Source organism: Streptomyces sp. NPDC057280 (assembly GCF_042668605.1).
GTDB lineage: Bacteria > Actinomycetota > Actinomycetes > Streptomycetales > Streptomycetaceae > Streptomyces.
In genome coordinates this window covers 447,725-472,653 of the sequence record NZ_JBHUYR010000005.1, presented here as the reverse complement: position 1 = coordinate 472,653, position 24,929 = coordinate 447,725, and the positions used below count along the sequence as shown (strand labels likewise).

Sequence of the window (24,929 nt, the reverse complement as noted above, 5' to 3'; positions counted from 1 at the left end):
TTCAGACGCCCGCCCGCTTCTGCGCCTCCTCCACCAGCCGTACGGCTTCGTCGATCTGGCCCTCGTCCGTGAGGACGAGGGCCAAGTCGTGCACGGCGACGGTGATTTGGTCCGCGGCGGCGAACATGCCCGCGTCCGGCATCTCCCGCGGCTCACCGGAGGGGTCCTCCAGAAGCTGCGCCCGGCGCGCCAACTCCCTGGCCAGACCCAGTGCCTCGGCCGCGGCGCCCCGTTGCAGCCGGCTCTGCGGAGCGGCCCGCAAACGGTCGGCGAAGTGATCCACAGCCTGCGTCAGACGCGTCGTATCAGCCACGGCGCAACCGTACGCGCCGCACCGGGACTGTTGCCAACACGCGAACGCTCAGGCACGGTGACCTGAAGGACCGGCTTACATCCCCTTTGCGTCCGGAGGCGCCGATGTCCCACGTCCTCTCCGAGGAGACCCACCGCAACATGCTCGCCCGCATCCCCCATTGCACCGGTCGTGAAGTCTCCGACTGGATCCGCACCGTCGAAGAAGGCCCGGCTCTCTTCCGCTTCGAGGAAAAGGTCAGCTGGCTCCGCCACGAACACAACCTCGCGTACGGCCACGCGAAGGCGATCGTCCACGAGTACGACCTGAGGAGGGCCGCGCGCAAGTTCCTGTAGCGGCGCGCACGACGACACGACGAAGGGCCCCCGGGACGGATGCCCGGGGGCCCTTCGCTACGACCGTACGAACGTCGTGATCACTCGCTCGTGATCAGTCGCTGTTGATCAGTCGCTGTTGATCAGTCGCTGTTGAGGATCGAGATGAGCCTCAGGAACTCCATGTAGATCCAGACCAGCGTCATGGTCAGACCGAACGCCGCCAGCCAGGCCTCGTCCTTCGGCGCGCCGTAGGCGATGCCGTCCTCGACCTGCTTGAAGTCGAGAGCCAGGAAGCAGGCGCCGAGCAGGACACCGATGATGCCGAACATGATGCCGAGGCCGCCGCTGCGGAAGCCGAGGCCGTCACCGCCGCCGAAGACGGCGAACAGCAGGTTCACGGCCATCAGCAGGACGAAGCCGAGCGCGGCCGCCATGACGAAGCCGTAGAAACGCCGGTTGACCCGGATCCAGCCCGCCTTGTACGCCACCAGGACGGCGGCGAACACGGCGAGCGTGCCGATCACTGCCTGCATGGCCGCACCGCTCGCGATGCGGTTGTCGACCACGCTGGAGACGACGCCGAGGAAGACGCCCTCGAGCGCGGCGTACGACACGATCAGCGCGGGCGAGGCCTTGCGCTTGAAGGACTGGACGAGCGCCAGAACCATGCCGATCAGACCGGCGCCGATGGCGATGCCGTAGGACCGGCTGATGTTCGCGTCGTCGACCGGCAGCGCCGCCCAGGCGACCGCGGCCGTGACGATGAGAATGCCGAGGGTCGTACCGGTGCGCATGACGACGTCGTCCATCGTCATCCGGCCGGTGGTGACCGGGGCCTGCGGCGGCGCGCCGTGCTGCAGGTCCTGCTGGGCGTAAGGGTTCTGCGCGTAGGGGTTCTGCGCGTACGGGTTGCCGGCCTGCGGCTGGGCGTAGGGGTTGCCCTGCGTGCCCACGGCTGCGCCCCCGGCCTGCGGCTGGGCGTTGAAGCCCGCGTAGCCGTTGTCGCGGCTGAACCCCCGTCGCGAGAAGACCGGGTTGCTGCTCCTCATTTCACTCCTCCATGGCCACTTCGTGTGGGCCTTGGCGTCAAGAGTAATAGGTAGGCAAAGGAATGACCCTAGTGCTTGGGGAGGATCTTTCCCTCGTCGTGCTGCGCAACACGCTACGCGGCCGGTCGATTCCCAGCCACGATGGGGGCAGGTTCATGACCATTCCGGTACATCGGGTCAGCCGAAGGGGAACCCGGTGTATCCCTCGGCGAGGTCGGTCTCCGCGGCCGTGGACGTGGCGATCCGTTCCAGCCGCGCGATCTGGAGCCGGTCCTCGAAGGGAGGGGCGTCGGGCGCCCGGTGCAGGAGGGTCGTCATGTCGTACGAGAACCGCTCGGCCTGCCACACCCGCCGCAGACAGGTCTCCGAGTAGGCGTCGAGCAGCTCGGCGGACCCCGTGTCCCGCTGGTGGGTGAGGGCCCGCGCGAAGGTGACGACGTCCCCGACGGCCAGATTCAGCCCCTTCGCCCCGGTCGGCGGCACGATGTGGGCGGCGTCCCCGGCCAGGAAGAGCCGCCCGTGCCGCATGGGCTCGTGGACGTAGGAGCGCATGGGTGTGACGGACTTCTGGGTGATGGGCCCGCGTTCGAGGGCCCACCCGTCCTCGGTCTCGAAGCGCCGCTCCAGCTCGTCCCAGATCTCCTCGTCGCTCCAGCTCTCGGCGTCCGTGCCCTCGGGGACCTGGAGGTAGAGCCGGGACACGGACGGCGACCGCATGGACAGCAGCGCGAGACCACGGTCATGCCGGGCATAGACCAGCTCGTCGTGCGAGGGCGGGACGTCGGCGAGGATGCCGAGCCAGCCGAAGGGGTACGTCCGCTCGAAGACGCGGACGAGTTCCTCGGGCACCGCCTTGCGGGCCACCCCCCAGAACCCGTCGCACCCGACGACGTACTCGCACTCGAGGACGTCCTCGCGCCCTTCGTGCCGGAACCGGACGACGGGCCGGTCACTGTCGGCGCCCTCGACGGCCAGCGCCTCCGCCTCGAACAGCAGCGGGCCGCCCTCCTTGAGCTGGAGGGCGATGAGGTCCTTGCAGACCTCGGTCTGCGCGTACACCATCACGGACCGGCCGCCGGTGAGGGCGGGGAAGTCGACGCGGTGCCGCTTGCGCTCGTACCGCAGCTCGATCCCGTCGTGCCGCAGCCCCTCGCGGTCCATGCGCTCGCCGGCCCCGGCCGCGCGCAGCACGTCGACGGTCCCCTGCTCCAGGATTCCGGCGCGCTGGCGGTGCTCGACGTAGGCGCGGTCGCGGGACTCCAGGACGACCGCGTCGATGCCCGCGTTGTGGAGCAGCCGGGCGAGGAGGAGGCCGGCGGGGCCGGCTCCGATGATGCCGACGGTGGTGCGCATCGACGAACCTCTCTGTTCGTGTAGTGAAATTTACTTCACCATTTCCTGCGCCGAGTCTGCGACGGCCCGGGGCCCCTGTCAACGGTCGGTGCGCGGCAGAACGCCCGGGCGGAGCTCGATGCGGACGGTGTCGTCGTCCTCGATGACATAGGTGGGGTCGGTGTCGTGGTCCCAGCCGACGCGGAGGAGGTAGTAGCGGTGGTCGCGTTCGAGGAGGAGGCGCAGGTCGGTGTAGCGGTAGCGGTAGTGGACGCCCTTGCCGAGGTCTTCGTAGTGGGGGCCGGGCGGGGCGAAGTCGAGACGCTCGGTGCTCATGAGGACGACGGCGACGCGGCGCGCGACCTGTTCGGCGTCGCGCTGTGCGTCCTGCCGGCCGAGTTGCCCGGCGACCAGGGCCGCGACCCAGGTGAGGAAGAGTCCGGCGACGAGGAGGGAGCCGGCGCGTTCCCAAGGGGCGCGGATGCGGGGCCGCTGCGCGGGTTGAGCGGGTTGAGCGGCGTGGGTCAGCCCCAGGAGGAGCCCGCCCGCCACGAGAAGGGGCGCCAGCCAGCGGACGGGCTGGATCCAGCGCCACAGCACCATGAGGACGACACCTACGACGACGAAGGCGAGATACGACCGTGCGACGGCTCGTCCGAAGTCGCGGATGCGGCGGATCCGGTGGCCGGGGACGTGCAGGACCGCCAGCAGGCGGGGCAGCGCGGGGACCAGGAGGGCCAGGGCCATGAGCTCCAGCACGGGGAGCGTGGCCAGACGCAGGCTGCGCATGACGAGTTCGAAGGTGCTGAAGCCGACGGCGAAGGGATTGAGGCGGAAGTAGCCGAAGTAGGCGTTCGTGTAGATGTAGCCCGCGTACAGCATCAGGGCACCGGCGAAGGACGCCAGTCCGGCCACGGAGTTGGCGAGTTCGAGTGGGCTGCGGGCGGCGGGCGGCGGGGCCGTGGTCCCTGGGGATCTCAGACGGGCGGGGCGGATGCGCGGGGGCGCGGGCGTACGGCGTCGCGGCCGGGGTGGCGTGGGGGAACCTGCAGGGCCCTGGGGAGCGGAGGCCATGCCGTCAGCTCTGTTCCGGGGACACGCCCGTGTCGTCGGTGTCTTCGACGGGCGATGGGGTGTCACTCGTCCCCTCGCTCCCGCCCCCGGTCGTCAGGCCCGGCTCGGGACAGGAGGTCTCGCTCTCGGCCAGGGCCGGCGAAGAACAGCCGGGCGACGGGGGCGCACTGCCCGTCGGCCCGCCGTCGAGACCAGCACCCGGCGCCCCGTCGCCCCAGGTGTCCGAAGGCGGCGGATCCACTGGCGGAACCCCCGGATCACCGTCGGTCCCGGCACCTCCGTCAGTTCCGGCACCCCCGTCGGTTCCATCGGTTCCGCCGCTTCCGTCGGTCCCCCCACCCGATGCGGGGCCGCCGCTGACGGCACCCCCGTCACCCGCGGTCGTGACCGGTCCGGTCCCTCCCGGTGCCGGTCCTCCGCCACCCGGGCCGCCCCCGGCTCCCGAGCCGCACCCGGTCAGGACTCCGAGTCCCAGGATCACCGCCAGACAGACCCCGGCGACGCCTCTCCGCACGCACAGAACACGCATGGCCCCCTCCCCCGACGGGACGCTTCGTTCCAGCAGCGCCGCGCAACTGCGCGAACGCGATGCACTGAAGGCAGCGTCCCACCGCAGCCGGCATCCAGCCATCGGCTTTACGGAAAAGGGACGAATGAGGTCGGAGGTGCCCGGAACCGGACTTGAACCGGTACGCCCGCGAGGGGCAGCGAGGTTTAAGCTCGCCGTGTCTGCATTCCACCATCCGGGCAGGCCATGGGCTCCGCATCGAGGTCCCGAGCCTATCGGGGCGCGTCCCCCGAACAGCGGACGGGCGGACCGATGTTGTCTTATTTTATTGACGTCTGAGGGTGCATCAGCCCGTGGAACGCGCCATCCGCACTTGCCAATAGCCTTACGTGCGAGGCCCGGCAGCGCATGCGGAATGACGGAATTTCACCGCCTCAACCGGGGGGCTCCACCTGTTCTCGACGCGGCGGCCGCTCAGGGACGTCCGTCATCCCCAGGTATGACACGGCCACCTCCGGTCAGACTCGAGTCGCCCTCCGGAACCGGAACAGCGGGTGACTACACGGCGTCGAGGCGACGCGACGATGGTTCAAGGTCCGAAAAGGCCGCAGGAACACAAGAACGCAGAACCGCCGTCGTCGTCCGTCAAGGAGCACCCACCCGTGACCACCACTCCCATCGCCGACCGGACCACCTCCGTGGCCGCGCGCGCCACGGATCTGTCGAAGATCTACGGACAGGGCGAGACCCAGGTGGTCGCGCTCGACCGGGTCTCCGTCGAGTTCCGGCAGGCCGAGTTCACCGCGATCATGGGCCCGTCGGGGTCCGGCAAGTCGACGCTGATGCACTGCGTGGCCGGACTCGACACGTTCTCCTCCGGCTCCGTGCGCATCGGCGACACCGAGCTGGGCACGCTGAAGGACAAGCAGCTCACCAAGTTGCGCCGGGACAAGATCGGCTTCATCTTCCAGGCGTTCAACCTGCTGCCGACGCTCACCGCGCTGGAGAACATCACACTCCCGATGGACATCGCGGGCCGCAAGCCGGACAAGCAGTGGCTGGAATCCGTCATTCAGATGGTCGGCCTCAAGGACCGCCTCTCGCACCGGCCCTCCCAGCTCTCCGGCGGCCAGCAGCAGCGCGTCGCCGTCGCCCGCGCCCTCGCCTCCCGTCCCGACATCATCTTCGGCGACGAGCCGACCGGAAACCTCGACTCCCGCTCCGGCGCCGAGGTGCTGGGCTTCCTCCGCAACTCCGTGCGGGAGTTGGGGCAGACGGTGGTCATGGTGACCCACGACCCGGTGGCCGCCGCGTACGCGGACCGCGTCGTCTTCCTCGCCGACGGGCGGATCGTCGACGAGATGTACCGGCCGACCGCCGACAACGTGCTTGATTTCATGAAGCAGTTCGACGCGAAGGGCCGTACCTCCTGATGTTCCGCACCGCCCTGCGCAACGTCCTCGCGCACAAGGCCCGGCTCCTCATGACCGTCCTCGCCGTGATGCTCGGCGTGGCCTTCGTGTCGGGGACGCTGGTCTTCACCAACACCATCTCGGACGCCTACCAGAACAGTTCCGCCAAGGGCTTCGACCAGGTCGACGTGGCGGTCCGGCCCGACTACCAGGAGAGCAAGGGCAACAAGGTCGGCAAGACCCCCGAACTCACCCACGCGCTGCTCGACAAGAGCGCGAAGACCCCGGGCGCCGCCTCCGCCATCGGCGTCGTCAGCGGCTTCACCGCCCTCGCCGACAAGGACGGCAAGCTCATCGGCGGCGGCTTCCAGTCGCAGGGCGGGAACTACTGGGGCGCCGAGGACCCCCGGTACCCGCTCGTCGAGGGCACGGCCCCAAAGGGCGCCCGCCAGGTCGCCATCGACTCCGCGACCGCGAAGCGCGCCGGGTACGAGGTCGGCGACAAGATCCGTATGTCGATCGACGGTCCGGTCCTCTCCCCCACCGTCACCGGCATCTTCACCACCGACGACGGCAATGTCGCGGCCGGCGGCAGCCTCGCGCTGTTCGACACGGCGACCGCGCAGAAGCTGTTCGGCAAGACCGGCACGTACGACGAGATCGACGTGCAGGCCGCCCCGGGCACCTCCCAGACGGCGCTGCGGGCCGCGCTCGACAAGACGCTGCCGGAGAAGCTCGTCGAGACCACGACCGGCAAGCAACTCGCCGACGACCAGGCCGAGTTGATCTCCTCCCAGATGGGCAGCTTCCGGCAGATGCTGCTGGTCTTCGCGGGCATCGCGCTGTTCGTCGGGACGTTCATCATCGCCAACACCTTCACCATGCTGGTCGCCCAGCGCACCAAGGAGCTGGCGCTGCTGCGGGCCGTCGGCGCCTCCCGGCGTCAGGTCACCCGCTCGGTGCTCGTCGAGGCGTTCGTCGTCGGCACGGTCGCCGGGGTGACCGGTCTGATCGCGGGCATCGGGATCGGCGCCGGGATGCGGTCGCTGATGGGCGCGCTCGACGCGACCGTCCCGGACGGGCCGCTGGTCGTCTCCGGCGGCACGATCGCCACCGCCCTCGCGGTCGGCATCCTGATCACCATGCTGGCGGCGTGGCTGCCGGGCCGCCGGGCCGCGAAGATCCCGCCGGTCGCGGCGATGAGCAGCGTGCACGCGCAGGCCACCACGAAGTCACTGGTGCTGCGCAACACCCTCGGCGCACTGTTCTCCGGCGTCGGTGTCGCGGTGGTCCTCTGGGCGACGACGCTGAACAGCTCCGACGGCCAGGCCCCCATGGGCATCGGCGCGGTCCTGCTCATCATCGGCGTGTTCATCCTGACCCCGCTGCTGTCCCGCCCGCTGATCGCGGCCGCCGCCCCGGTGCTGCGCGTCTTCGGTACGGCGGGCAAGCTGGCCCGGCAGAACTCGGTCCGCAACCCCCGTCGTACGGCCGCCACCGCGTCCGCGCTGATGATCGGCCTGACCCTGATCACCGGTATGACGGTGATGGCGGGCAGCCTGCAGAAGTCCATCGACAAGATGGCGTCGGCGGCGATCCGCGCGGACTACGTCGTGTCGATGGCGAACGGCAACGAGCTGTCCCCGGACGTCGACCGCAAGCTCGACGCCACCGACGGCGTCACCATCACCAGCCCGCTGCGCAACGCCCCTTCGCGCATCGACGGCGAGACCGAGTACCTGACCGGCGTGACCGGCGCGGCGATCGGCGAGCTGACCGACCTGAAGGTCGACAGCGGCTCCTTCAAGGTGGGCGGCGACCAGGTGGTCGTCGACAGCGACACCGCCAAGTCCCGTGACTGGACGGCCGGTTCGACGTTCACGGCGCACTTCGAGGACGGCAGGGCGCAGCGGCTCACGGTCTCCGGGGTCTACGAGGGCAACGAGCTGATCCGGGGCATCATGGTCGACAACAAGACCCTCACCCCGCATCTGAGCGACCCGGCCGACATGCAGGTCCTGGTGAAGACGGCCGACGGCGCCTCCGACGCCACGAAGGACCGGCTGGTGAAGGCCCTCGGCACCAACCCGGCCATCAAGGTGCAGAGCAAGCAGGACCTGTCCGACGACATCGCGCAGATGTTCACGCTGATCCTGAACATGGTCTACGGCCTGCTCGCCATGGCGGTGCTCGTCGCGGTCCTCGGGGTCATCAACACCCTGGCCATGTCGGTCTTCGAGCGGTCGCAGGAGATCGGCATGCTCCGCGCGATCGGCCTGGACCGCAAGGGCGTCAAGCGGATGGTGCGCCTGGAGTCCCTGGTGATCTCGCTGTTCGGCGGTGTCCTCGGCATCGGCCTGGGCGTGTTCTTCGGCTGGGCGGCCGGGGAACTGCTGGGCACGAAGATGGCGACGTACGAACTCGTCCTGCCCTGGGGGCGGATGGCGCTGTTCCTGCTGGGCGCGGCGGTCGTCGGCGTGCTGGCGGCTCTGTGGCCGGCCCGGCGTGCGGCGAAGCTGAACATGCTGTCGGCCATCAAGGCCGAGTAGCGGTCGTACGGCAGTTGGGGCCCGTCACCAGCGAGTGACGGGCCCCTTCGGTCTGTTCAGTTCCAGGTGCGTGCCCGCAGCGGCATCCCGGAGTCACCGGAGTCGAGGGCGCGGACGGCCAGGACCTGGTTGACGCCGATGCTGTTGCGTTCGAAGGCGAGCGCGCTGGCGGCCATGTAGAGCCGCCAGACCCGGGCCCGGCCGGCTCCGGCGAGCCGGACGGCGCGGGCCCAGTCGGCCTCCAGTCGGGCCACCCAGCGGCGCAGGGTGAGGCCGTAGTGCTCGCGGATCGACTCGACGTCACGCACCTCGAACCCGGCGCGTTCCAGCTGGGTGACGGTGGTGCCGAGCGGGGCGAGCTCGCCGTCGGGGAAGACGTAGGCGTCGATGAACTCGTCGACGTGGTACGCCGATTCGTCGCGCTGGGGGCGGCGGGCGATCTGGTGGTTGAGGAGCCGGCCGCCGGGTCCCAGGAGGGCGTACAGGTCCTCGGCGTACTCCAAGTAGCGTTCGGCGCCGACGTGTTCGGCCATGCCGATGGAGGAGATCGCGTCGTAGGGGCCGTCCGTGACGTCCCGGTAGTCCTGGACGCGGATCTCGATCCGGTCGGTGAGGCCCTCGTCGGCGACGCGCTTGCGGGCGTAGGCGGCCTGCTCCTGGGAGAGGGTGATGCCGACGACCCGCACGCCGTGCTCGCGGGCGGCGTGGATCGCCATCGAGCCCCAGCCGCAGCCGACGTCGAGGAGCCGCTGACCGGGGGTCAGGGCGAGCTTGCGGCAGACGAGTTCGAGCTTGTCGCGCTGGGCGCTCTCGAGCGTGCCGCCGGGGGTCTCCCAGTAGGCGCACGAGTAGACCATCGACGGGCCGAGGACGATCTCGTAGAAGTCGTTGCCGACGTCGTAGTGGTGGCTGACCGCGCGTCTGTCCGTGCGCTTGGTGTGGAGGTGGCCGCGGTGCCGGCGGACCTCCTCGGGCGGCGGGGCGGGCGGCAGCGGCAGCCCGGAGAGCCGCACGAGGCCGCGCAGGGCGGCGCGCACCTCGGGGTCGCGGAGCAGCGCGGCCCGGCTCCTGGTGCCCTCGCCGCGTTCCCAGACGAGGCCGGAGATCAGGTCGAGAGCGGTGTAGAGGTCGCCTTCGATGTCGAGGTCCCCCGCGACCCAGGCGCGGGCGAGACCGAGTTCGCCGGGCTTGTACAGCAGCCGGCGCACCGCCCGGCGGTTGCGCAGCACCAGCGCCGGGGCGCCCGGCGGTCCCGCCTGCGAGCCGTCCCACGCCCGCACGCGGACCGGGAGCGGGGCTCCCAGCAGGAGTTCGAAGAGGTTCTTCAGCCGCGACGCGGCGTCGGCCATGGCGCACACCTCCGTGACGATGATCCCGGAATTGTCCACCTACGTAAACAGTGACAAGGGGTGACGCAATCCCGGGACACGCCGAAGATCCCCGGACACGCCGAAGGGCCTCCCGCACCACGGATGGCGGGAGGCCCTTCGGTTCGTACGTCGTACGTCTTACGTCGTTCAGCGACCGGAGTCGGTCAGGAGGCCTTGGCCTTCTCCTGGGCCTTCTCCGGCTGCGCCGCCGCGGCGGGCGCCGGCGCGGGCTTGGCGGCCTCGTAGAACTCCTCGCGCGGAGTCTCCAGGGCGCCCAGGGCGACGACCTCGCGCTTGAGGAACATCGCGAGCGTCCAGTCGGCGAAGACGCGGATCTTGCGGTTCCACGTCGGCATCGCCAGACCGTGGTAGCCACGGTGCATGTACCAGGCGAGACGGCCCTTGAGCTTGATCTTCATCTTGCCCATGACGATCATCGCCACGCCCTTGTGGAGGCCGAGACCGGCCACCGCGCCCTTGTTGGAGTGCGCGTACTCCTTCTGCGGGAAGCCCCGCATGCCGGAGACCACGTTGTCGCCGAGGACCTTGGCCTGACGCAGCGCGTGCTGGGCGTTCGGCGGGCACCAGGCGTTCTCGACGCCGGCCTTGCGGGCGGCGACGTCCGGGACCTGGGCGTTGTCGCCGGCGGCCCAGATGTAGTCGGTGCCCTGGACCTGGAGGGTCGGGGCGGTGTCGACGTGACCGCGCGGGCCCAGCGGGAGGCCGTAGCGGGCCAGGACCGGGTTCGGCTTGACGCCGGCGGTCCAGACGATCGTGTTGGAGTCGACCTCCAGGCCGTTCTTCAGCACGACGTGGCCGTCGACGCAGGAGTCCATCGAGGTGGAGAGGTAGATCTCCACGCCGCGGCTCTCCAGGTGCTCCTTGCCGTAGGTGCCCAGCTTCGGGCCGACCTCGGGGAGGATCTTGTCGGCGGCGTCGACGAGGATGAACCGCATGTCCTCGCGGGAGACCGTCTTGTAGTACTTGGCCGCGTCGCGGGCCATGTCCTCGACCTCACCGATGGTCTCCGCACCGGCGAAGCCGCCGCCGACGAAGACGAAGGTGAGCGCCTTGCGGCGGATCTCCTCGTCGGTGGTGGAGTCGGCCTTGTCCAGCTGCTCCAGGACGTGGTTGCGCAGGCCGATGGCCTCCTCGACGCCCTTCATGCCGATGCCCTGCTCGGCGAGGCCGGGGATCGGGAAGGTGCGGGAGACCGCGCCGAGCGCGATCACCAGGTAGTCGAAGGGCAGCTCGTACGCCTCGCCGACCAGCGGGGCGATCGTGGCGACCTTGCGGTCCTGGTCGATGGTGGTGACCCGGCCGGTGAGAACCTCCGCCTTGGGCAGCACGCGTCGCAGCGGGACGACGACGTGGCGCGGGGAGATGCTGCCGGCGGCGGTTTCGGGGAGGAAGGGCTGGTAGGTCATGTACGACCGGGGGTCGACGACCGTGACGGTCGCCTCTCCGTAGCGCATCTTCTTGAGGATGCGCCGAGCTGCGTACAGGCCTACGTACCCACCGCCTACTACGAGGATCCTGGGACGCTCCGTGGTGCTCATGCCATCGAGTATCCACCCGCTCCTAGGGGGTCGCTCGTGCGCCCCTTCACAAGCTCCGACAGGGGGTGTGTTATCCTCCGCGACTCGCGTGATCAACGTCATGGCGCGGATCCGGAACCGGCTGCTACGGCGGACCGTTGTCAATGCCGCGTGAGCTGCCTCTCTTGGCCTCCGCGACCCCTGTGAGGGGTCCGAAATCACCCCTCGGGACCCCCTCGGTGGAGGGCCTCCGTCGACCCCCTGTATCACACTTCTGAACACGTTCAATGGCCTTTGAGGGCCCCGGAAGGGTCAGTCGGCCGCTTTTCGTGGTTCCGCAGGGCGGAATTCCTTGTGAAGAACTTCACGAAGTTTCTCGGAGGCGCGCCTCCGAGGGCCGTTTCCGGGCCCCCTGGAGGCGCTCATACGTTATCCGACCTGCTCAGCAGATGGCTACTGATCGGTAACAAAAGAGGGCTACGCCACCGAGAACGCGATGCCGTCGAGGATGTCGTGCTCGCTCACGACGACCTCCTCGGCCCCGATCCGCTCCATGATCGACAGCAGGACGAGGGCCCCCGCGGCGATGACGTCCACGCGCCCCGGGTGCATGGAGGGCACGGTCGCCCGCTCGGCGTGCGTGGAGTGCAGCAGCCACTCGGTGATCTCGCGGACCTTCTCGCGCGAGACGCGGGAGTGGTGGATGCGCTCCGAGTCGTACTCGGGCAGCTCCTGCGCGATCGCCGACACGGTCGTGACGGACCCGGCGAGCCCCACCAGCGTGCGCGCCTCGCGCAGCGGCACGGTCTCCTCGGCCAGGTCCAGGGCGGCCTCGATGTCCGCCCGCATGGCGGCGATCTGCGCCTCGGAGGGCGGGTCGGAGACGACACCGTCCCGGACGAGATGCCGCTCGGTCATCCGCACACAGCCGACGTCCACGGACCGCGCGGCCCGCACCTGCTCCGCGCCGACCACGAACTCGGTCGAACCGCCGCCGATGTCCACGACCAGATAGGGCGTGGCGAGGTCGGCACGGCCCTTGAGCTCTCCCGTGGCACCGGTGAAGGAGAACTCCGCCTCCTGGTCGCCGCTGATCACCTCGGGCTCGACGCCGAGGATGTCCAGCACCCCGCGCACGAAGTCGTCCCGGTTCTCGGCGTCCCGCGAGGCGGACGTGGCGACGAACCGCAGCCGCTCCGCGCCCAGCTCCTTGATGACGGCCGCGTACTCGCGGCACGCCGCGAACGTCCGCTCCAGCGCCTCGGGAGCCAGCCGCCCGGTCCGGTCGACGCCCTGCCCGAGCCGCACGATCGTCATCCGGCGGTCCAGGTCGACGAGTTCACCGGTGGCCGGGTCGCAGTCGGCGACCAGGAGACGGATGGAGTTGGTACCGCAGTCGATGGCGGCGACACGGGTCACTGCTCGTCCTCCTTCGGCAGGGTCACGCACGCACCCTTGCGCCACCACTCCGGCAGCATCGCGATCGCCTCGTCGCCCAGCGGGTTCACACCCGGCCCGGCGGCCAGGGAGTGGCCGACCAGGACGTGCAGGCACTTCACCCGGTCCGGCATGCCGCCCGCGCTCGGGAAGCCCTTGAGCTCCTCGATCTCGTCGCGCCGCCGGATGTAGTCCTCGTGCGCCGCCCGGTACGCGGCGGCCAGCTCCGGGTCGGTCCGCAGGCGCTCGGTCATCTCCTTCATCACGCCGTTCGCCTCCAGCGTGCCGATCGCGGAGTTCGCCTTCGGGCACGTCAGGTAGTACAGCGTCGGGAAGGGCGTGCCGTCGGGGAGCCGGGGGGCCGTCTCCACCACGTCCGGCTGCCCGCAGGGACACCGGTGCGCGATGGCGCGCAGCCCGCGCGGCGGACGCCCGAGCTGCTGCTTGAAGGCCTCGACGTCGGCGTCGGTCGGCTCGGTGCGCGGGGTGGTGGGCGGGGGCGTTTCCATGCCTGTTACTGAATTCCTCTGTCGGTCTACTGGTCGGAGGCGTCGGACTTGTCGACCCCGTCCCAGACGTTCGAGTACCAGGGGCGGTCCGCCGCCCCCAGGTCGGCCCGCGACTGCTGGGCCGCGCCCGGGTCGACGACGATGAACCCCGTCTCCCCCGGCATCACATAGTGCAGCCGCTGCCGGATCTGCTGCTCGGCGTACGCGTCGTCCTGCCACCGCGCCTTGAGGTCGCGCAGCTGCTCGACGCGCTGCCGGGCCTGGTCCTGCTCCCGCTGCAGATCGGCGATCTCGGCGCGCTGGGAGACGTACTGCCTTATCGGGTACGCGAGCGCGACGACCAGCGAGCACAGCACCAGCGCGAGCAGGGCCGCGCGGCCGGTGAGCCGCGAGCGGCGGGCCTGCCGCTTGGTCTGGGAGCGGTAGACCCGGGCCGCGGTCTGCTCGCCGAGCAGCCGGATCCGGGTCGCGGTGGAGAAACGGTCCCGGTCCTTGACGGCCATCTCTCACTCCCGTTCACACGCGCGTACGTCCCCGCACACGGTACGGGACCGAGTACGGGGACGTACGTACGACGCTGTCCTTGAGGGCTTTAAGGGTGTCAGCCCTTGAAGCGCGGGAACGCGCTGCGGCCGGCGTACACCGCGGCGTCGTCGAGGATCTCCTCGATGCGCAGCAGCTGGTTGTACTTGGCGACGCGCTCGGAGCGGGCCGGGGCGCCGGTCTTGATCTGGCCGCAGTTGGTGGCGACGGCCAGGTCGGCGATGGTGACGTCCTCGGTCTCGCCGGAGCGGTGGGACATCATGCACTTGAAGCCGCTGCGCTGGGCGAGCTCGACGGCGTCCAGGGTCTCGGTGAGCGAGCCGATCTGGTTCACCTTGACCAGCAGGGCGTTGGCGGTGCCCTCCTCGATGCCGCGGGCGAGGCGCTCGGGGTTGGTGACGAACAGGTCGTCGCCGACGAGCTGGACCTTGTCGCCGAGCTTGTCGGTGATGACCTTCCAGCCGGCCCAGTCGTCCTCGAACAGCGGGTCCTCGATGGAGACGAGCGGGTAGGCCGCCACGAGCTCCTCGTAGTACTCCGTCATCTCGGCGGCGGAGCGCTCCTTGCCCTCGAACTGGTACTTGCCGTCCTTGTAGAACTCGGAGGCGGCGACGTCGAGGGCGAGGGCGACCTGCTCGCCGGGGATGTAACCGGCTTCCTTGATCGCCTCGAGGATGAGGTCCAGGGCGGCGCGGTTGGACTCGAGGTTCGGGGCGAAGCCGCCCTCGTCGCCGAGGCCTGTCGACAGGCCCTTGCTCTTCAGGACCTTCTTGAGGGTGTGGTAGACCTCGGTGCCCCAGCGCAGCGCCTCGGAGAAGGACTCCGCGCCGATCGGGGCGATCATGAACTCCTGGATGTCCACGTTGGAGTCGGCGTGCGAGCCGCCGTTCAGGATGTTCATCATCGGAACGGGCAGCAGGTGCGCGTTCGGGCCGCCCAGGTAGCGGAAGAGCGGGAGGTCGCTGGCCTCGGAGGCGGCGTGGGCGACGGCGAGCGAGACGCCGAGGATGGCGTTGGCGCCGAGGGAGCCCTTGTTGTCGGTGGCGTCCAGGTCGAACATCGCCTGGTCGATCAGCCGCTGCTCGGTGGCGTCGTAGCCGACCAGCTCGGGGCCGATCTGCTCGATGACGGCGAGGACGGCCTTCTCGACGCCCTTGCCCAGGTAGCGGTTCGGGTCACCGTCGCGGAGCTCGATGGCCTCGAAGGCGCCGGTGGAGGCGCCGGAGGGGACGGCGGCACGACCCGTGCTGCCGTCGTCGAGGCCGACCTCGACCTCGACCGTGGGGTTGCCTCGGGAGTCCAGGATTTCCCGGGCTACGACGACGTCGATGGACGGCACGAGCATCTCCTTCTTGGGATGTGACGCGGCTACGGCACTGCCGCAGCGACTCTGCGAGACGAGCCTAACCGGCTCCGGGCGATCGGCCACCGCGTGGACCGCCCCGTGGACAGAACCGATCGTAAATTGTTTCCGAATGGAACAAAGACGGTTCGAGAATCCCGGCACAAAAAACCCCGCCCCGGTGCGTACGGGGGAACACGCACCGGAGCGGGGAGCCCGTGGGGACGGGGGGACCCTCACGAGGCCTTCAGTATGAGGACCACGGATGTGAGGGCGCTGTGGTTCAGCTGCGAGCCCCGTGTCACTTCAGGTGGGGCCGGCGGCCCGGGACTACTTCAGGTGAAGCTGCTGACCCGGGTAGATGAGGTCGGCGTCCTCGACGATGTCCTTGTTCAGCTTGAAGAGCTTCGCCCAGCCGCCCTTGATGTGGTGCTCGGCGGCGATGGTGCTGAGGGTGTCACCCTTGACGACCTTGTACTCGCCGTCACCCTTCTTGACCTTCTTGCCGGTCGGGGTGGTGACGGTCTTCTTCGCGGCCGTGCGCTCCGAGGAGCGGGAGGTCGACTGCTCGGAGGAGCGGGTGCTGTCGCTGCTCGACGAGCTGGAGGAACCGGAGGACGACGAGCTGCCGCCGCCGTTGTAGGCGGCACCGGACAGGCCCACGCCACAGGTCGGCCAGGCGCCCTTGCCCTGGGAGGCGAGGACCTTCTCGGCGACGGCTATCTGCTGCGCCTTGGTGGCCTGGTTGGCCTGCGGGGCGTAGGCGGTGCCGCCGTACGCGGCCCAGGTCGAGGCCGAGAACTGCAGGCCGCCGTAGTAACCGTTGCCGGTGTTGATGGACCAGTTGCCGCCGGACTCGCACTGGGCGACGGCGTCCCACTCGGAGGCGGTGGCGGCGGAGGCGTTGCCGGCCGCCATCAGCGGAGCGGCGATGGCGACACCGGTGACGCCGGCGAGCGCGGCGGCGCGGGTGGCCTTGGACGGACGACGGTGCTTGCCCTTGCCGGAAAACAGCATGGTGGATCCCCTCACCGACGCCTGCGAGGTGAGCTGTCGGGTTCGGGCCGGTTGAGTTGCCCGGTCGCGCACCTCGCGGTGCGCGGCTTCACCCCAAGCCGGTCCAGCGTGAACTGCTGGGCCCGGCGCTTACCTTGGGTCCCCCGCTCCTGCCTACGGCGCTTGACGCGACGACTGTTCCCGGACGGCCGCTGGCAGGATTCGGCGTTGCGACAGCCGGGGCTCGTGGTGACGAGCGGTGTTGACCGTAGACACGGAACCCGGGGGATTTCAAAGACGATCAGGGCTTCTGAGACTCATCCCACACTTTCGCCAAACCGGACATTCAACGCGAAGCGTGACGTGAACTCCCGCCGGTTTTCGCCCTATTCAGCCCCGACTACGAGGGTCTGACCGGGCATGATGGCGCTCGGGTCGGAGCCGATGACCTTCTCGTTCACGGCGTAGAGGTGACGCCATCCGCCGTCGAGGCCAAGGGAGTCGGCGATGGAGGCCAGCGTGTCGCCCTCGCGGACGGTGTACGCCTTCTCGTCGGCGCTCGCGCCACGGTGCCGGCCGGTGCCGGTCTCACCCTTGGTGTCGCTCCCGGCGCCACCCTCGCTGCCGCCCTTGTCGTCGCTCTTGCCGTCGCCACCGAGGGCGCCGATGTCGACGAGGTTCGAAGAGCCGCCCACTTGCCAGGAGTTGTCCGATTCGACCTCATTCGCCGGCACCGTGGGCGAGCCGTCGGGCGACTGCGAGGCGGCCGGATCAGAGCCGGAGGTGTCCGACTTAGCGGACTTGTCCGCATCGGTAGCGGTGGAGGTGGAGGGCGAGGGGGAGGCGTCGGTGGAACCGGCACCCGACGCGTCGTCCGACGAGCCGGACTCCGCGGAGTTGGGCAACCCGGATGATTCCGAGCCCGATCCGGACGTATCGGACTCCGCGCCGGACCCCGACGCCGAGGAGGAACCGGTCCCGAGGCCCGTGTCGACGTCGGCCGAGCCCGAGTCCTTGCTGAGCCCGTTGAGCAGCCCGCAGGCGCCCCAGACGCCGACACCCTGGTCGGCGAGGACCTTCTCGGCGACGGCTATCTGCTGGTTGCGGCTGGCCAGGTCGGCGCTCGGGGCGTAGTCGAGGCCGCCGTACTTCTCCCAGTTCTCCTGCGAGAGGCTGAGCCCGCCGTAGGAACCGTCACCGTTGTTCTGGCTCCAGGAGCCGTCGGTCTCGCACTTGGCGACCTTGTCCCAGGTGCCGCCGTCGGCCGCGCTCGCGCCGGTGGCGGCGAGCAGCGGGATCGCGATGGCGGAGCCGGTCACTCCGGCCGCGACGAGAAGTGCCGGAGCCTGGCGGGGGCGACGGTGACGACCGTTCCCGGAGAGCATGCGGGGACCTTTCGCGAGACAGCGGTGACCTGCGTGGCGGGTGAGGCTGGGCGCCACGCTGGTTGGTGAACGTATCGGCAGACGATCACTTGTCACAAGTTAATGCCGCGCAGATCACGTGAAGATCACAGAGGTGAGCGGAAGTCACCTTCACAATGACCAGCACCAATGGCCGAGTTGTCGCGAAGTGGGCCATGAGGTCGGCGCGAAGCGGACTGTGACGCTTCGCGAGGTCGGTGTGAAGCCGGCTGTGCCGTTCTACGAGGCCGGCGTGAACTCGACCGGCAACGTCCGCAGTCCGCGCATGATGAGGCCGCCACGCCATCTCAAGTCGGCTGCATCCACCGCGAGTCGGAGGTCGGGGAGCCAGGTGAGGAGCGTGGCGAGCGCGGTCTGGCCCTCCAGCCGGGCGAGCGGTGCGCCGAGGCAGTAGTGGATGCCGTGGCCGTAGCCGAGGTGCTGGTTGTCACGGCGGGAGAGGTCGAGGATGTCGGGGTCGGCGAACCGCGCGGGGTCCCGGTCGGCGGCGGCGAGCACGACGAGGACGGGATCGCCGGGGGCGATGTCCTGCCCGCCGATGGTGAGGGGCTGGGTCGCGAAGCGCCAGGTGGCGAGCTCCACCGGGCCGTCGTAGCGCAGGAGTTCCTCGACGCCGGTCTCCAGGAGGCCGCTCTCGCCCGCGGCGAGGGAGTCCTGGAGCCGGGTGCGCTGGTCGGGGTGGGTGAGCAGGGCGTACGTGCCGTTGCCGATCAGGTTCACGGTGGTCTCGAACCCGGCGAAGAGCAGGATGAAGGCCATCGCCGCGGCCTCGTTCTCCGTGAGGTGCTCGCCGTGGTCGGAGGCCCGGATGAGACCGGAGATGAGGTCCTCGCCGGGGACGGGCTCGGCGGGCAGGCTCGCGCGCTTGCGGTGGATGAGCTCCAGCAGATAGCCGCGCATCTTCTTCACCGACCGCGCCACTCCGCCGCGCGGCCCTCCCCCGTGCCGGATCATCATGCCCGCCCAGTCCCGGAAGTCGTCCTGGTCCTCACGCGGGACGCCGAGCAGGTCGCAGATGGCGTAGATGGGGAGCGGGAACGCGAAGTCGTGGATGAGGTCGGCGGAGCCCTGCGCGGCGAACCGGTCGATGAGCTGGTCGGTGAGCTCCTGCACCCGGGGCGCGAACTCGGCGACCCTGCGCGGTGTGAACGCCTTGCTGACGAGCCGTCGGAGCCGGGTGTGGTCCGGCGGGTCGATGTTGAGCAGATGCGTCATCAACTCCGCCTTGCGCTCCCCCGGGATGCCCGTCTTCCCCTTGGCGTGCGCGGGCTCGTCGTGGTGCGCGGGGTTCTTGCTGAGCCGCTGGTCGGCGAGGGCCTGCTTGGCATCGGCGTAACGCGTGACCAGCCATGCCTCCACACCGCTGGGCAGCCGGGTGCGGTGCACGGGCGCGTGCTCGCGGAGCCAGGCGTAGGCGGGGTAGGGGTCGGTGGCGAACTCCCAGGTGAAGAGTTCGGGGGCGGTGCGGTCGGCGAGGGGGTGGTCGGTCACTCCTTGACGGTATCCGGGTTTTCCACCAGGGCCTTCTTCGCGCCGGGGTGGCCCATGTCGGCGGCTTTTCGGTACCAGGTCTTCGCCTCGTCGGGGGTGCCCTGCTTTTCGAGCAGGAGGGCGAGACGGTAGGCGCCGTAGGCGTCGCCGAGCTCGTACGCCTTCTCGTACTCTGCGCGAGCCTGGTCGAGCCGGCCCTTCATTTCCATGACGAGGCCGTAGTGGGTGGCGTCGAGCGGATACGTACGGGCATCGCCGTAGTCGAAGTACGCCTCCGCGTTGTGGTCCCCCGCCTCACCTCGGACCACCTTCAGCAAGTAGGCCGCCACCGTGTCGCCCGCGTCCGCCGCTCGCGTCAGGTACACCTCCGCTACGTCCGCCCAGCCTTCCAGAAATGCGTGTACGCCGCCGCTCCTGGCGACAGCCGCGTGACCACGTTGTTCTGCCTTCCTGTACCAGTAGGACGCCTCGTCGAACTCACCGCTGCCGAGCAGCACATCCCCCAGGAGGTGCGCCGCCTCCGGGTCATCGGCTTCGGCCCCGACCTTCAGCCAGCGCCGCGTCTGCCCCAGCAGCACCTTCCCCAGCAGCGTCGCCGCCTTCCCGTCCCCGGCCTCGGCGGCGGTCTCCAGGAACGCGGTCGCCTCCTTCTCTTCCCCCCGCTCCACGAGCAACCGTCCCAGCCGTCCAGCGGCCTCCGGCTGCCCTGCCCCAGCCGCCCGCCGGAACCATCCCTCGGCCTCGTCCCGCTCCCCCAGGCTCTCGGTCAGCAGCCCCAGCCGGAGCATGCCCCGCCCGTCCCCCCGCTTGGCCGCCCGGCGAAACGCCTCACGGGCGGTCCTCGTCACCGTCGCGAAGTCGTACGCCGTGTCGGTACGCGCCGTCTCCAACGCCAGGTCCCACACCGCGCTGTCGACAGCCGGGTGCCCCTCGCCCTTGAGTACCGCCTCCGCGAGGTACGGTGCCGCTTCCCACTTGCCCGCCCCGCCGCTGCGCAACAGCGGCAGCACACCGAACCGCTTCTCGGCCGCCCAGGCGAGCGCGTCGGCCACGGACTCGCGTTCCAGCCCCGTCACGTCCTCGTAGCTCTCATGCGCCTTCACGAGAAGGTCCTGCGGCAACGGTCCCCGCAACCCGCATCGCGCCAGGTCGATCGCCGCCCGCACCAGCGCGTGGCCGCGAGGGTGTCGGTCAGCCCGTCTGGCGCGCTGCCAGTCCTCGAAGAGCTGCGGGCCCACGGCGAGGTAGGCGGCGACGCCCTCCGGCCCGCTGTGCCGCGCGGCCTCGGCGAGCCGGACGTCTCCCGCCAGCCGCGCACGTCCCCGCTCCCCCGCACTCCACTCCCGAGGCAGTTCGACGAAGTGCGCCAGATCCAGGACCCGGCCGTCCACGCTCTGCCGGACCTCGTCGTAGGCCTCCTCCCGTAACGTGGCCACCACGACCACGCCCAGCCCGGTCAACTGGGCCAGCAGCCGGGGCTCCAGACCATGCGCGGCTGCGCCGAGGTGAACGTCGAGGTCGTCGAGCCACAGCACGCAGGGGTCACGCCGCCCGCGCAGCACGGTGGGCAGCATGCGCAGGTCCTCGCCCCGCCCGGGCGCGAACACCCGTGCGTCCGGGAGGACTTCGGCGACGGCCCGCAGCGCGGTACGCGTCTTGCCCGCGTAGGCCTCGCCCAGCACCACCACGAACTTGCCCGTCGGTGCGCCGGTGAGCAGAGCCTCGACGGCGCCGTCGGCCTCGCGCTCCACGTACGGCGGCAGCAGCGGGCGCCCGCTCACGTTGCGGGTGGGCCGTACACCGTGGGCGAGCGGCTCCACGTCCTTCGCCAGAGGCCAGTCGTCGGGCACGAGCCGCTGGACGGCCGAGTCGGCACCGTAGTTGTGCCGGACGTGCTGTACCCCGACCACCGTCTGCTGCAACGTGCTGTCACGGAGGTGGACGTGGTCGCCGGTGACCACGGTGTTGTCGTCTCCGGTGACGGCGACCCCGATGTCACGGCCGGCGGTGACGCTCCTCGGTGCCGGTGAAGCCACCGGCTGCGAGGCGACGGCTTGCAGTTCGGCGTACGCCTTCGGACCGACGTCTCGCAGCATGTCGAGCATTCTCACCGCCTTCGTGCGCGATGCCCAGAGCCCACCAGCGCCGGTGAAGTGCCGCGACAGCATGTCCATGACCCGCTGGGTCTGCTCCGGCGACTCGTCCATCACGCTCTGCAGCGCGTCCCTGAGTTCCTCCGACTCCGTTGCCACCCAAGCCCCCACACCTCACACGCCCGTGAAGGCAACGGTACTAAGCACCGACCCCCTCAGCAGCCCGTACGGCATCCCGATAAGCCCGCGCGGCCACCCGCAACGCCGCCTCCGGATCAACGCCCTCGGCCTCCGCCCGAGCCGCCAGCGCCAAGAGCTCGTATCCGACGCCCTGCCCTGCCGGCAGCGGCACCTCCAGCCCCGCCGTCCGGACCCTCGACGCCAGTTTCGAGGCGAGGGCCAGGCCCGGCTGGCCCAGGGGGATGCCGTCCGTGATCGACTCGCGTTGCTTCTCCAGCGCCTTGGTGCGCAGCCAGTGGGCCTTGACCTCCTCCGGGGTCGTGGCCGTCTCGTCGCCGAAGACGTGGGGGTGGCGGTGGATGAGCTTGGTGACGATGCCGGCCGCCACGTCGTCGACGGAGAAGGGGGCGTCGGGGTCTTCCTCGGCGATGCGGGCGTGGAAGACGACCTGGAGGAGGACGTCGCCGAGTTCCTCGCGGAGTTCGTCGCGGTCGCCGTCCTCGATGGCCTCGACGAGTTCGTACGCCTCCTCGATGCCGTACTTGGCCAGGCCCTTGTGGGTCTGCTGCGAGGACCAGGGGCACTCGGCGCGGATGCGGTCCATGACCTGGACGAGGTCGAGGAGGCGGGCGCCCGGGAGGTCGTAGGAGGCGGGGAGGAGTTCCAGTTCGGGCATGGACACGCGGCCCGAGCCGGCGAGGCGGGCGAGACCGTCGGTGAGGGCGGGCTCGCCCTCGCCGGTCGCCACGACGACCACGGTGTGACCGCCCGCGCAGGCGGCGACCAGGTCCTCCGCCGTCGGCGACGCCTCGTCCACCCGTATCCCGGCCTCGCGCAGATACGGCAGCTGCGGGTGCGCGCCGTCGGCGCACAGCACGCGGTCGGCGGCGTGCAGTGCCTGCCAGGCGGGCCAGGACAGCAGGCCGGGGGCGACGCGGTGGCTGGTGGTCAGCAGGACGATGCGGCCGGGGACGGCGGGAGTGTCCGGCGTGGCTTCGGGGCTGGTGGTGTTCACGGTTCGAAGCTAACGCACGGCGCCGACCACCCCGCGAGTTATCCACAGGGTGATCGGCGCTGCCGTACCGTTCCGCCGGGCTGCGTGTCGCGTGTCCGGCGGTCTGCCGGGTCCCCGATCGTGTCAGGCGGTCTGCCGGGTCCCCGATGCCGTGACCTCGCGTACCCACGGCGTCCTGGCGTCGACGCGGCTGCTCTTCTCGACGTCCCAGGTGCCGTAGCGGGGGTTGAGGTCGACGTCGAGTTCCTTGGAGGCCTTGGACAGGGCCGCCCAGAAGGCCGGCTGGCTGGTGTCGGTGCCGAGGGCGGCGGCGAGTTTCTGGGCCTCCAGCTGGAGGCGGAGGTTTTCGTCGAGGCGCTCGGGGGCGATGCCGTACTGCTGGAGCCAGGCCGTCTCCAGGCCCTTGGCGCCGCCGGCCTGCTCTTCCAGGCCCGCCCGCATGGTCTGGATCTCCTTGCGGGTGACGGTGATGCCCGCGTCCTCGGCCGCCCGGTGCAGGACCCGGTAGAACACCATGCCGTGGAGGGTGTCGCGGGTGAGGGTGCCGCTCTTGGCGATGGCCTGCGCGTACTGCGCGTCGTCCGTCACCGCGGCGCGCTGGGCGTCGCGGACCTCGTTCACCCTGGTCTCCAGTTGCGCGACGGTGATCCGCTGGCCGCCGACGACGGCTGCCGCGCCGGGGTGCGCGTCGCTGCCGCAGGCGGTGAGAAGGGGCGCCGCGGCGATCGCGGCGGAGAGGAGGAGCGCGGTGCGACGACGGCGGTGCAAGGAAGCCTCCCGGGGAGCTTGTGCGACGGTGCACAAAGTCTTGCGGTGATCGATGGTAGGCAGTGGGCAAGCTCTGGCCAACCCATTCGACCAACGATTCACCGGGACTTGGGGCACCGGCGCGCCTGAGGGGTGACGCCGGGTTCCGCACGCGGCCCGGACAGGCCCTAGCCGCGTACCTGTCCGAGCCACTCCAGCGTCCGGCGTACCTCGGTCGCGAGGGGATGGCCGGGGCCGTGGAGGTGTTCCACGTCGTGGACGAGGCGGGCCAGGGTGTCGTGGGCCGCGGGACGGTCGCCGAGGGCCAGCAGGAGGAGGCCGATGCGGCGGCGGATGTCGTGGGCCATGTCGGGGTCGCCCGCCACGTACTGGTTCTCGTAGAAGGGGAGCAGCGCGCGGTACTCGGCGAGCGCGGCCGCCGGTTCGCCGAGTTGTTCGAGGCACTGGGCGGCGTCGTGGCGGAAGCGGAGGGACTGGGGGTCGGCGTGGCCTGCCTCGGCGGCGCGTTCGTCGGCGAGGCGGCGCAGTTCGGGCAGTGCACGCCGGTACTGGCCGTCGTCCATGAGCGTGGCGGCGTACTGCTTGCGCAGGGTGCGGACCACGGGTGAGTGCTCGCCGTGCTGTTCCGCCGCCGCGGGCAGGATCGCGCCGAGGATGTCGACGGCCTGGGTGATGCGGCCCTCGCCGAGGAGGCGCTTGACCTCGTCGACGGCGCGCGCGACGTCGGGTTTCGCGGTGGGGGGCGTGTGCGGCATGGCGGGCGCCGGCTGGGGTGCGGGCGTGCGCGCGCGGTCCGGCCAGGGGGCGTGCGGGCGCAGGAAGGGGCGCGTGGGGTCCAGGGGCGCCCCTGTGGGCATCCCGCGCGCGGGCAGGAGCAGCGCCAGGTGCTCGTAGACCTCCTGGGCGCTGGCGGGGCGGTGCTGCGGGTCCTTGGCGAGCAGGCGCAGGACGAGCGTCTCGAGCGCCTCCGGCACCTCGGGGCGCAGGCGGCGCACGGGGAGCGGGGGCTCGTAGAGGTGGCGGTGCAGGACGCCGAGCGCCGTCGAGCCGGAGAACGGGACGTCGCCGCTGAGGAGTTCGTGGAGCAGTACGCCGAGTGCGTAGAGGTCGGTGTACGGGCCGACGGCACCGCCCATGGCCTGCTCGGGCGCCATGTAGGCGGGCGAGCCGATGGGGGTGCCGGTGTGAGTGAGGCGGGTGGTGTCGGCGTCCATGACGGAGGCGACGCCGAGGTCGAGGACGGTGACGGTGCCGTCCTGCTTCACCATCACGTTGCGCGGCTTGAGGTCGCGGTGGACGATCGGCACGGCGTGCACGGCGCTCAGCACGGCGCACAGTTGCGCGGCGACCGCGACGGCCCACTGCCAGGGGTACGGGTCGTGTTCGGCGAGGTGGTCGGAGAGGTCCGCGCCGTCGACGTACTGCATGACGAGGAACAGTTCCTCGCCCTCGCTGCCCGCGTCGTGCACGGTGACGAGCCCGGGGTGGTCGACCTGCGCGGTCACCCGGCACTCGCGCACGAACCGGCGGCGCAGCTCGTCCGCCTCCTGCCCGGCGACCTTGTCGGGGCGCAGCAGTTTCACCGCCACGCGCCGGTCGAGCCGTTGGTCGTACGCCGTCCAGACCTGTCCCATGCCGCCCTGCCCGATGAGCGTGGACAGTTCATAGC

The 24,929-nt window shown here is 70.4% G+C and carries 20 protein-coding genes, 1 tRNA gene and 1 riboswitch; of the genes, 3 read left to right on the top strand and 18 right to left on the bottom strand.

The features are described 5' to 3' along the window. Position 1 precedes the first annotated feature (1 nt). Entirely contained in the window at positions 2-313 is a 312-nt protein-coding gene (locus tag ACFUO4_RS29665) for a hypothetical protein (protein WP_179143432.1), read from the bottom strand. Positions 314-417: 104 nt separating this feature from the next. Between ACFUO4_RS29665 and ACFUO4_RS29660 the strand changes: the two genes are divergently transcribed. Continuing rightward, on the top strand, positions 418-648 hold the full coding sequence (locus ACFUO4_RS29660; protein WP_079310120.1) for a DUF4287 domain-containing protein: 231 nt from the start codon (positions 418-420) through the stop codon (positions 646-648). A 122-nt stretch (positions 649-770) separates the two neighbouring features. Here the strand turns inward: ACFUO4_RS29660 and ACFUO4_RS29655 are convergent, their stop codons facing one another. From ACFUO4_RS29655 to ACFUO4_RS29640, 4 genes are all read right to left on the bottom strand, one after another. Then, positions 771-1,679: a Bax inhibitor-1/YccA family protein gene (locus ACFUO4_RS29655; RefSeq protein ID WP_383490624.1), complete on the bottom strand. Its 909-nt coding sequence runs from the start codon at positions 1,677-1,679 to the stop codon at positions 771-773. A 177-nt stretch (positions 1,680-1,856) separates the two neighbouring features. After that, positions 1,857-3,032, bottom strand: a complete 1,176-nt coding sequence (locus ACFUO4_RS29650) for a 4-hydroxybenzoate 3-monooxygenase (RefSeq protein ID WP_383490622.1) — start codon at positions 3,030-3,032, stop codon at positions 1,857-1,859. 78 nt (positions 3,033-3,110) lie between these two features. Then, on the bottom strand, positions 3,111-3,926 hold the full coding sequence (locus ACFUO4_RS29645; protein WP_383490620.1) for a hypothetical protein: 816 nt from the start codon (positions 3,924-3,926) through the stop codon (positions 3,111-3,113). 825 nt (positions 3,927-4,751) lie between these two features. Further along, a tRNA-Leu gene (locus ACFUO4_RS29640) sits at positions 4,752-4,834 on the bottom strand. A 421-nt stretch (positions 4,835-5,255) separates the two neighbouring features. Here ACFUO4_RS29640 and ACFUO4_RS29635 point away from each other — a divergent pair. Both ACFUO4_RS29635 and ACFUO4_RS29630 read left to right on the top strand, forming a co-directional pair. Further along, positions 5,256-6,026 (top strand): ABC transporter ATP-binding protein, encoded by a 771-nt coding sequence (locus ACFUO4_RS29635; RefSeq protein ID WP_383490618.1) that lies wholly within the window; start codon positions 5,256-5,258, stop codon positions 6,024-6,026. After that, a complete protein-coding gene (locus ACFUO4_RS29630; RefSeq protein WP_383490616.1) occupies positions 6,026-8,554 on the top strand; it encodes an ABC transporter permease in 2,529 nt (842 codons plus the stop codon). Before ACFUO4_RS29635 ends, ACFUO4_RS29630 begins: the two co-directional genes overlap by 1 nt. Positions 8,555-8,610: 56 nt before the next feature. Here ACFUO4_RS29630 and ACFUO4_RS29625 read toward each other — a convergent pair whose 3' ends face one another. The 13 genes from ACFUO4_RS29625 to ACFUO4_RS29565 all read right to left on the bottom strand — a co-directional run bounded on the left by ACFUO4_RS29625 (position 8,611) and on the right by ACFUO4_RS29565 (position 24,921). Then, the gene (locus tag ACFUO4_RS29625) at positions 8,611-9,903 is read right to left on the bottom strand and encodes a cyclopropane-fatty-acyl-phospholipid synthase family protein (RefSeq protein ID WP_079310137.1); all 1,293 of its coding nucleotides are present in this window, start codon (positions 9,901-9,903) and stop codon (positions 8,611-8,613) included. Between the two features lie 185 nt (positions 9,904-10,088). Further along, positions 10,089-11,483, bottom strand: a complete 1,395-nt coding sequence (locus ACFUO4_RS29620; RefSeq protein WP_383490614.1) for an NAD(P)/FAD-dependent oxidoreductase — start codon at positions 11,481-11,483, stop codon at positions 10,089-10,091. 456 nt (positions 11,484-11,939) lie between these two features. After that, positions 11,940-12,881 carry a Ppx/GppA phosphatase family protein gene (locus tag ACFUO4_RS29615; protein ID WP_079310125.1) on the bottom strand — a complete coding sequence of 314 codons (942 nt, stop codon included), beginning with the start codon at positions 12,879-12,881 and terminating at the stop codon, positions 11,940-11,942. Beyond that, the gene (locus ACFUO4_RS29610) at positions 12,878-13,408 is read right to left on the bottom strand and encodes a DUF501 domain-containing protein (RefSeq protein ID WP_079310126.1); all 531 of its coding nucleotides are present in this window, start codon (positions 13,406-13,408) and stop codon (positions 12,878-12,880) included. The genes ACFUO4_RS29615 and ACFUO4_RS29610 overlap by 4 nt, the downstream gene beginning before the upstream one ends. Positions 13,409-13,434: 26 nt before the next feature. Then, complete coding sequence (locus ACFUO4_RS29605) at positions 13,435-13,911, bottom strand: septum formation initiator family protein (protein ID WP_079310127.1); 477 nt, start codon at positions 13,909-13,911, stop codon at positions 13,435-13,437. A gap of 98 nt (positions 13,912-14,009) precedes the next feature. Further along, complete coding sequence (gene eno, locus ACFUO4_RS29600) at positions 14,010-15,296, bottom strand: phosphopyruvate hydratase (protein ID WP_059196146.1); 1,287 nt, start codon at positions 15,294-15,296, stop codon at positions 14,010-14,012. Between the two features lie 327 nt (positions 15,297-15,623). Further along, positions 15,624-16,310, bottom strand: coding sequence for a transglycosylase family protein (locus tag ACFUO4_RS29595; protein ID WP_079310128.1), 687 nt, complete (start codon positions 16,308-16,310; stop codon positions 15,624-15,626). Positions 16,311-16,313: 3 nt separating this feature from the next. Then, a riboswitch (cyclic di-AMP (ydaO/yuaA leader) is annotated at positions 16,314-16,481 on the bottom strand. A gap of 194 nt (positions 16,482-16,675) precedes the next feature. Next, the gene (locus ACFUO4_RS29590; RefSeq protein WP_383490611.1) at positions 16,676-17,674 is read right to left on the bottom strand and encodes a transglycosylase family protein; all 999 of its coding nucleotides are present in this window, start codon (positions 17,672-17,674) and stop codon (positions 16,676-16,678) included. A 258-nt stretch (positions 17,675-17,932) separates the two neighbouring features. Further along, complete coding sequence (locus ACFUO4_RS29585) at positions 17,933-19,204, bottom strand: cytochrome P450 (RefSeq protein ID WP_383490609.1); 1,272 nt, start codon at positions 19,202-19,204, stop codon at positions 17,933-17,935. Next, entirely contained in the window at positions 19,201-21,456 is a 2,256-nt protein-coding gene (locus tag ACFUO4_RS29580) for a tetratricopeptide repeat protein (protein ID WP_383490607.1), read from the bottom strand. The genes ACFUO4_RS29585 and ACFUO4_RS29580 overlap by 4 nt, the downstream gene beginning before the upstream one ends. 40 nt (positions 21,457-21,496) lie before the next feature. Further along, complete coding sequence (locus tag ACFUO4_RS29575) at positions 21,497-22,492, bottom strand: nucleoside triphosphate pyrophosphohydrolase (RefSeq protein ID WP_383490605.1); 996 nt, start codon at positions 22,490-22,492, stop codon at positions 21,497-21,499. Between the two features lie 123 nt (positions 22,493-22,615). Further along, positions 22,616-23,260: a SurA N-terminal domain-containing protein gene (locus tag ACFUO4_RS29570; protein WP_383490603.1), complete on the bottom strand. Its 645-nt coding sequence runs from the start codon at positions 23,258-23,260 to the stop codon at positions 22,616-22,618. 167 nt (positions 23,261-23,427) lie between these two features. Next, positions 23,428-24,921 carry a protein kinase gene (locus ACFUO4_RS29565; protein WP_383490762.1) on the bottom strand — a complete coding sequence of 498 codons (1,494 nt, stop codon included), beginning with the start codon at positions 24,919-24,921 and terminating at the stop codon, positions 23,428-23,430. Between the last annotated feature and the right edge of the window lie 8 nt (positions 24,922-24,929).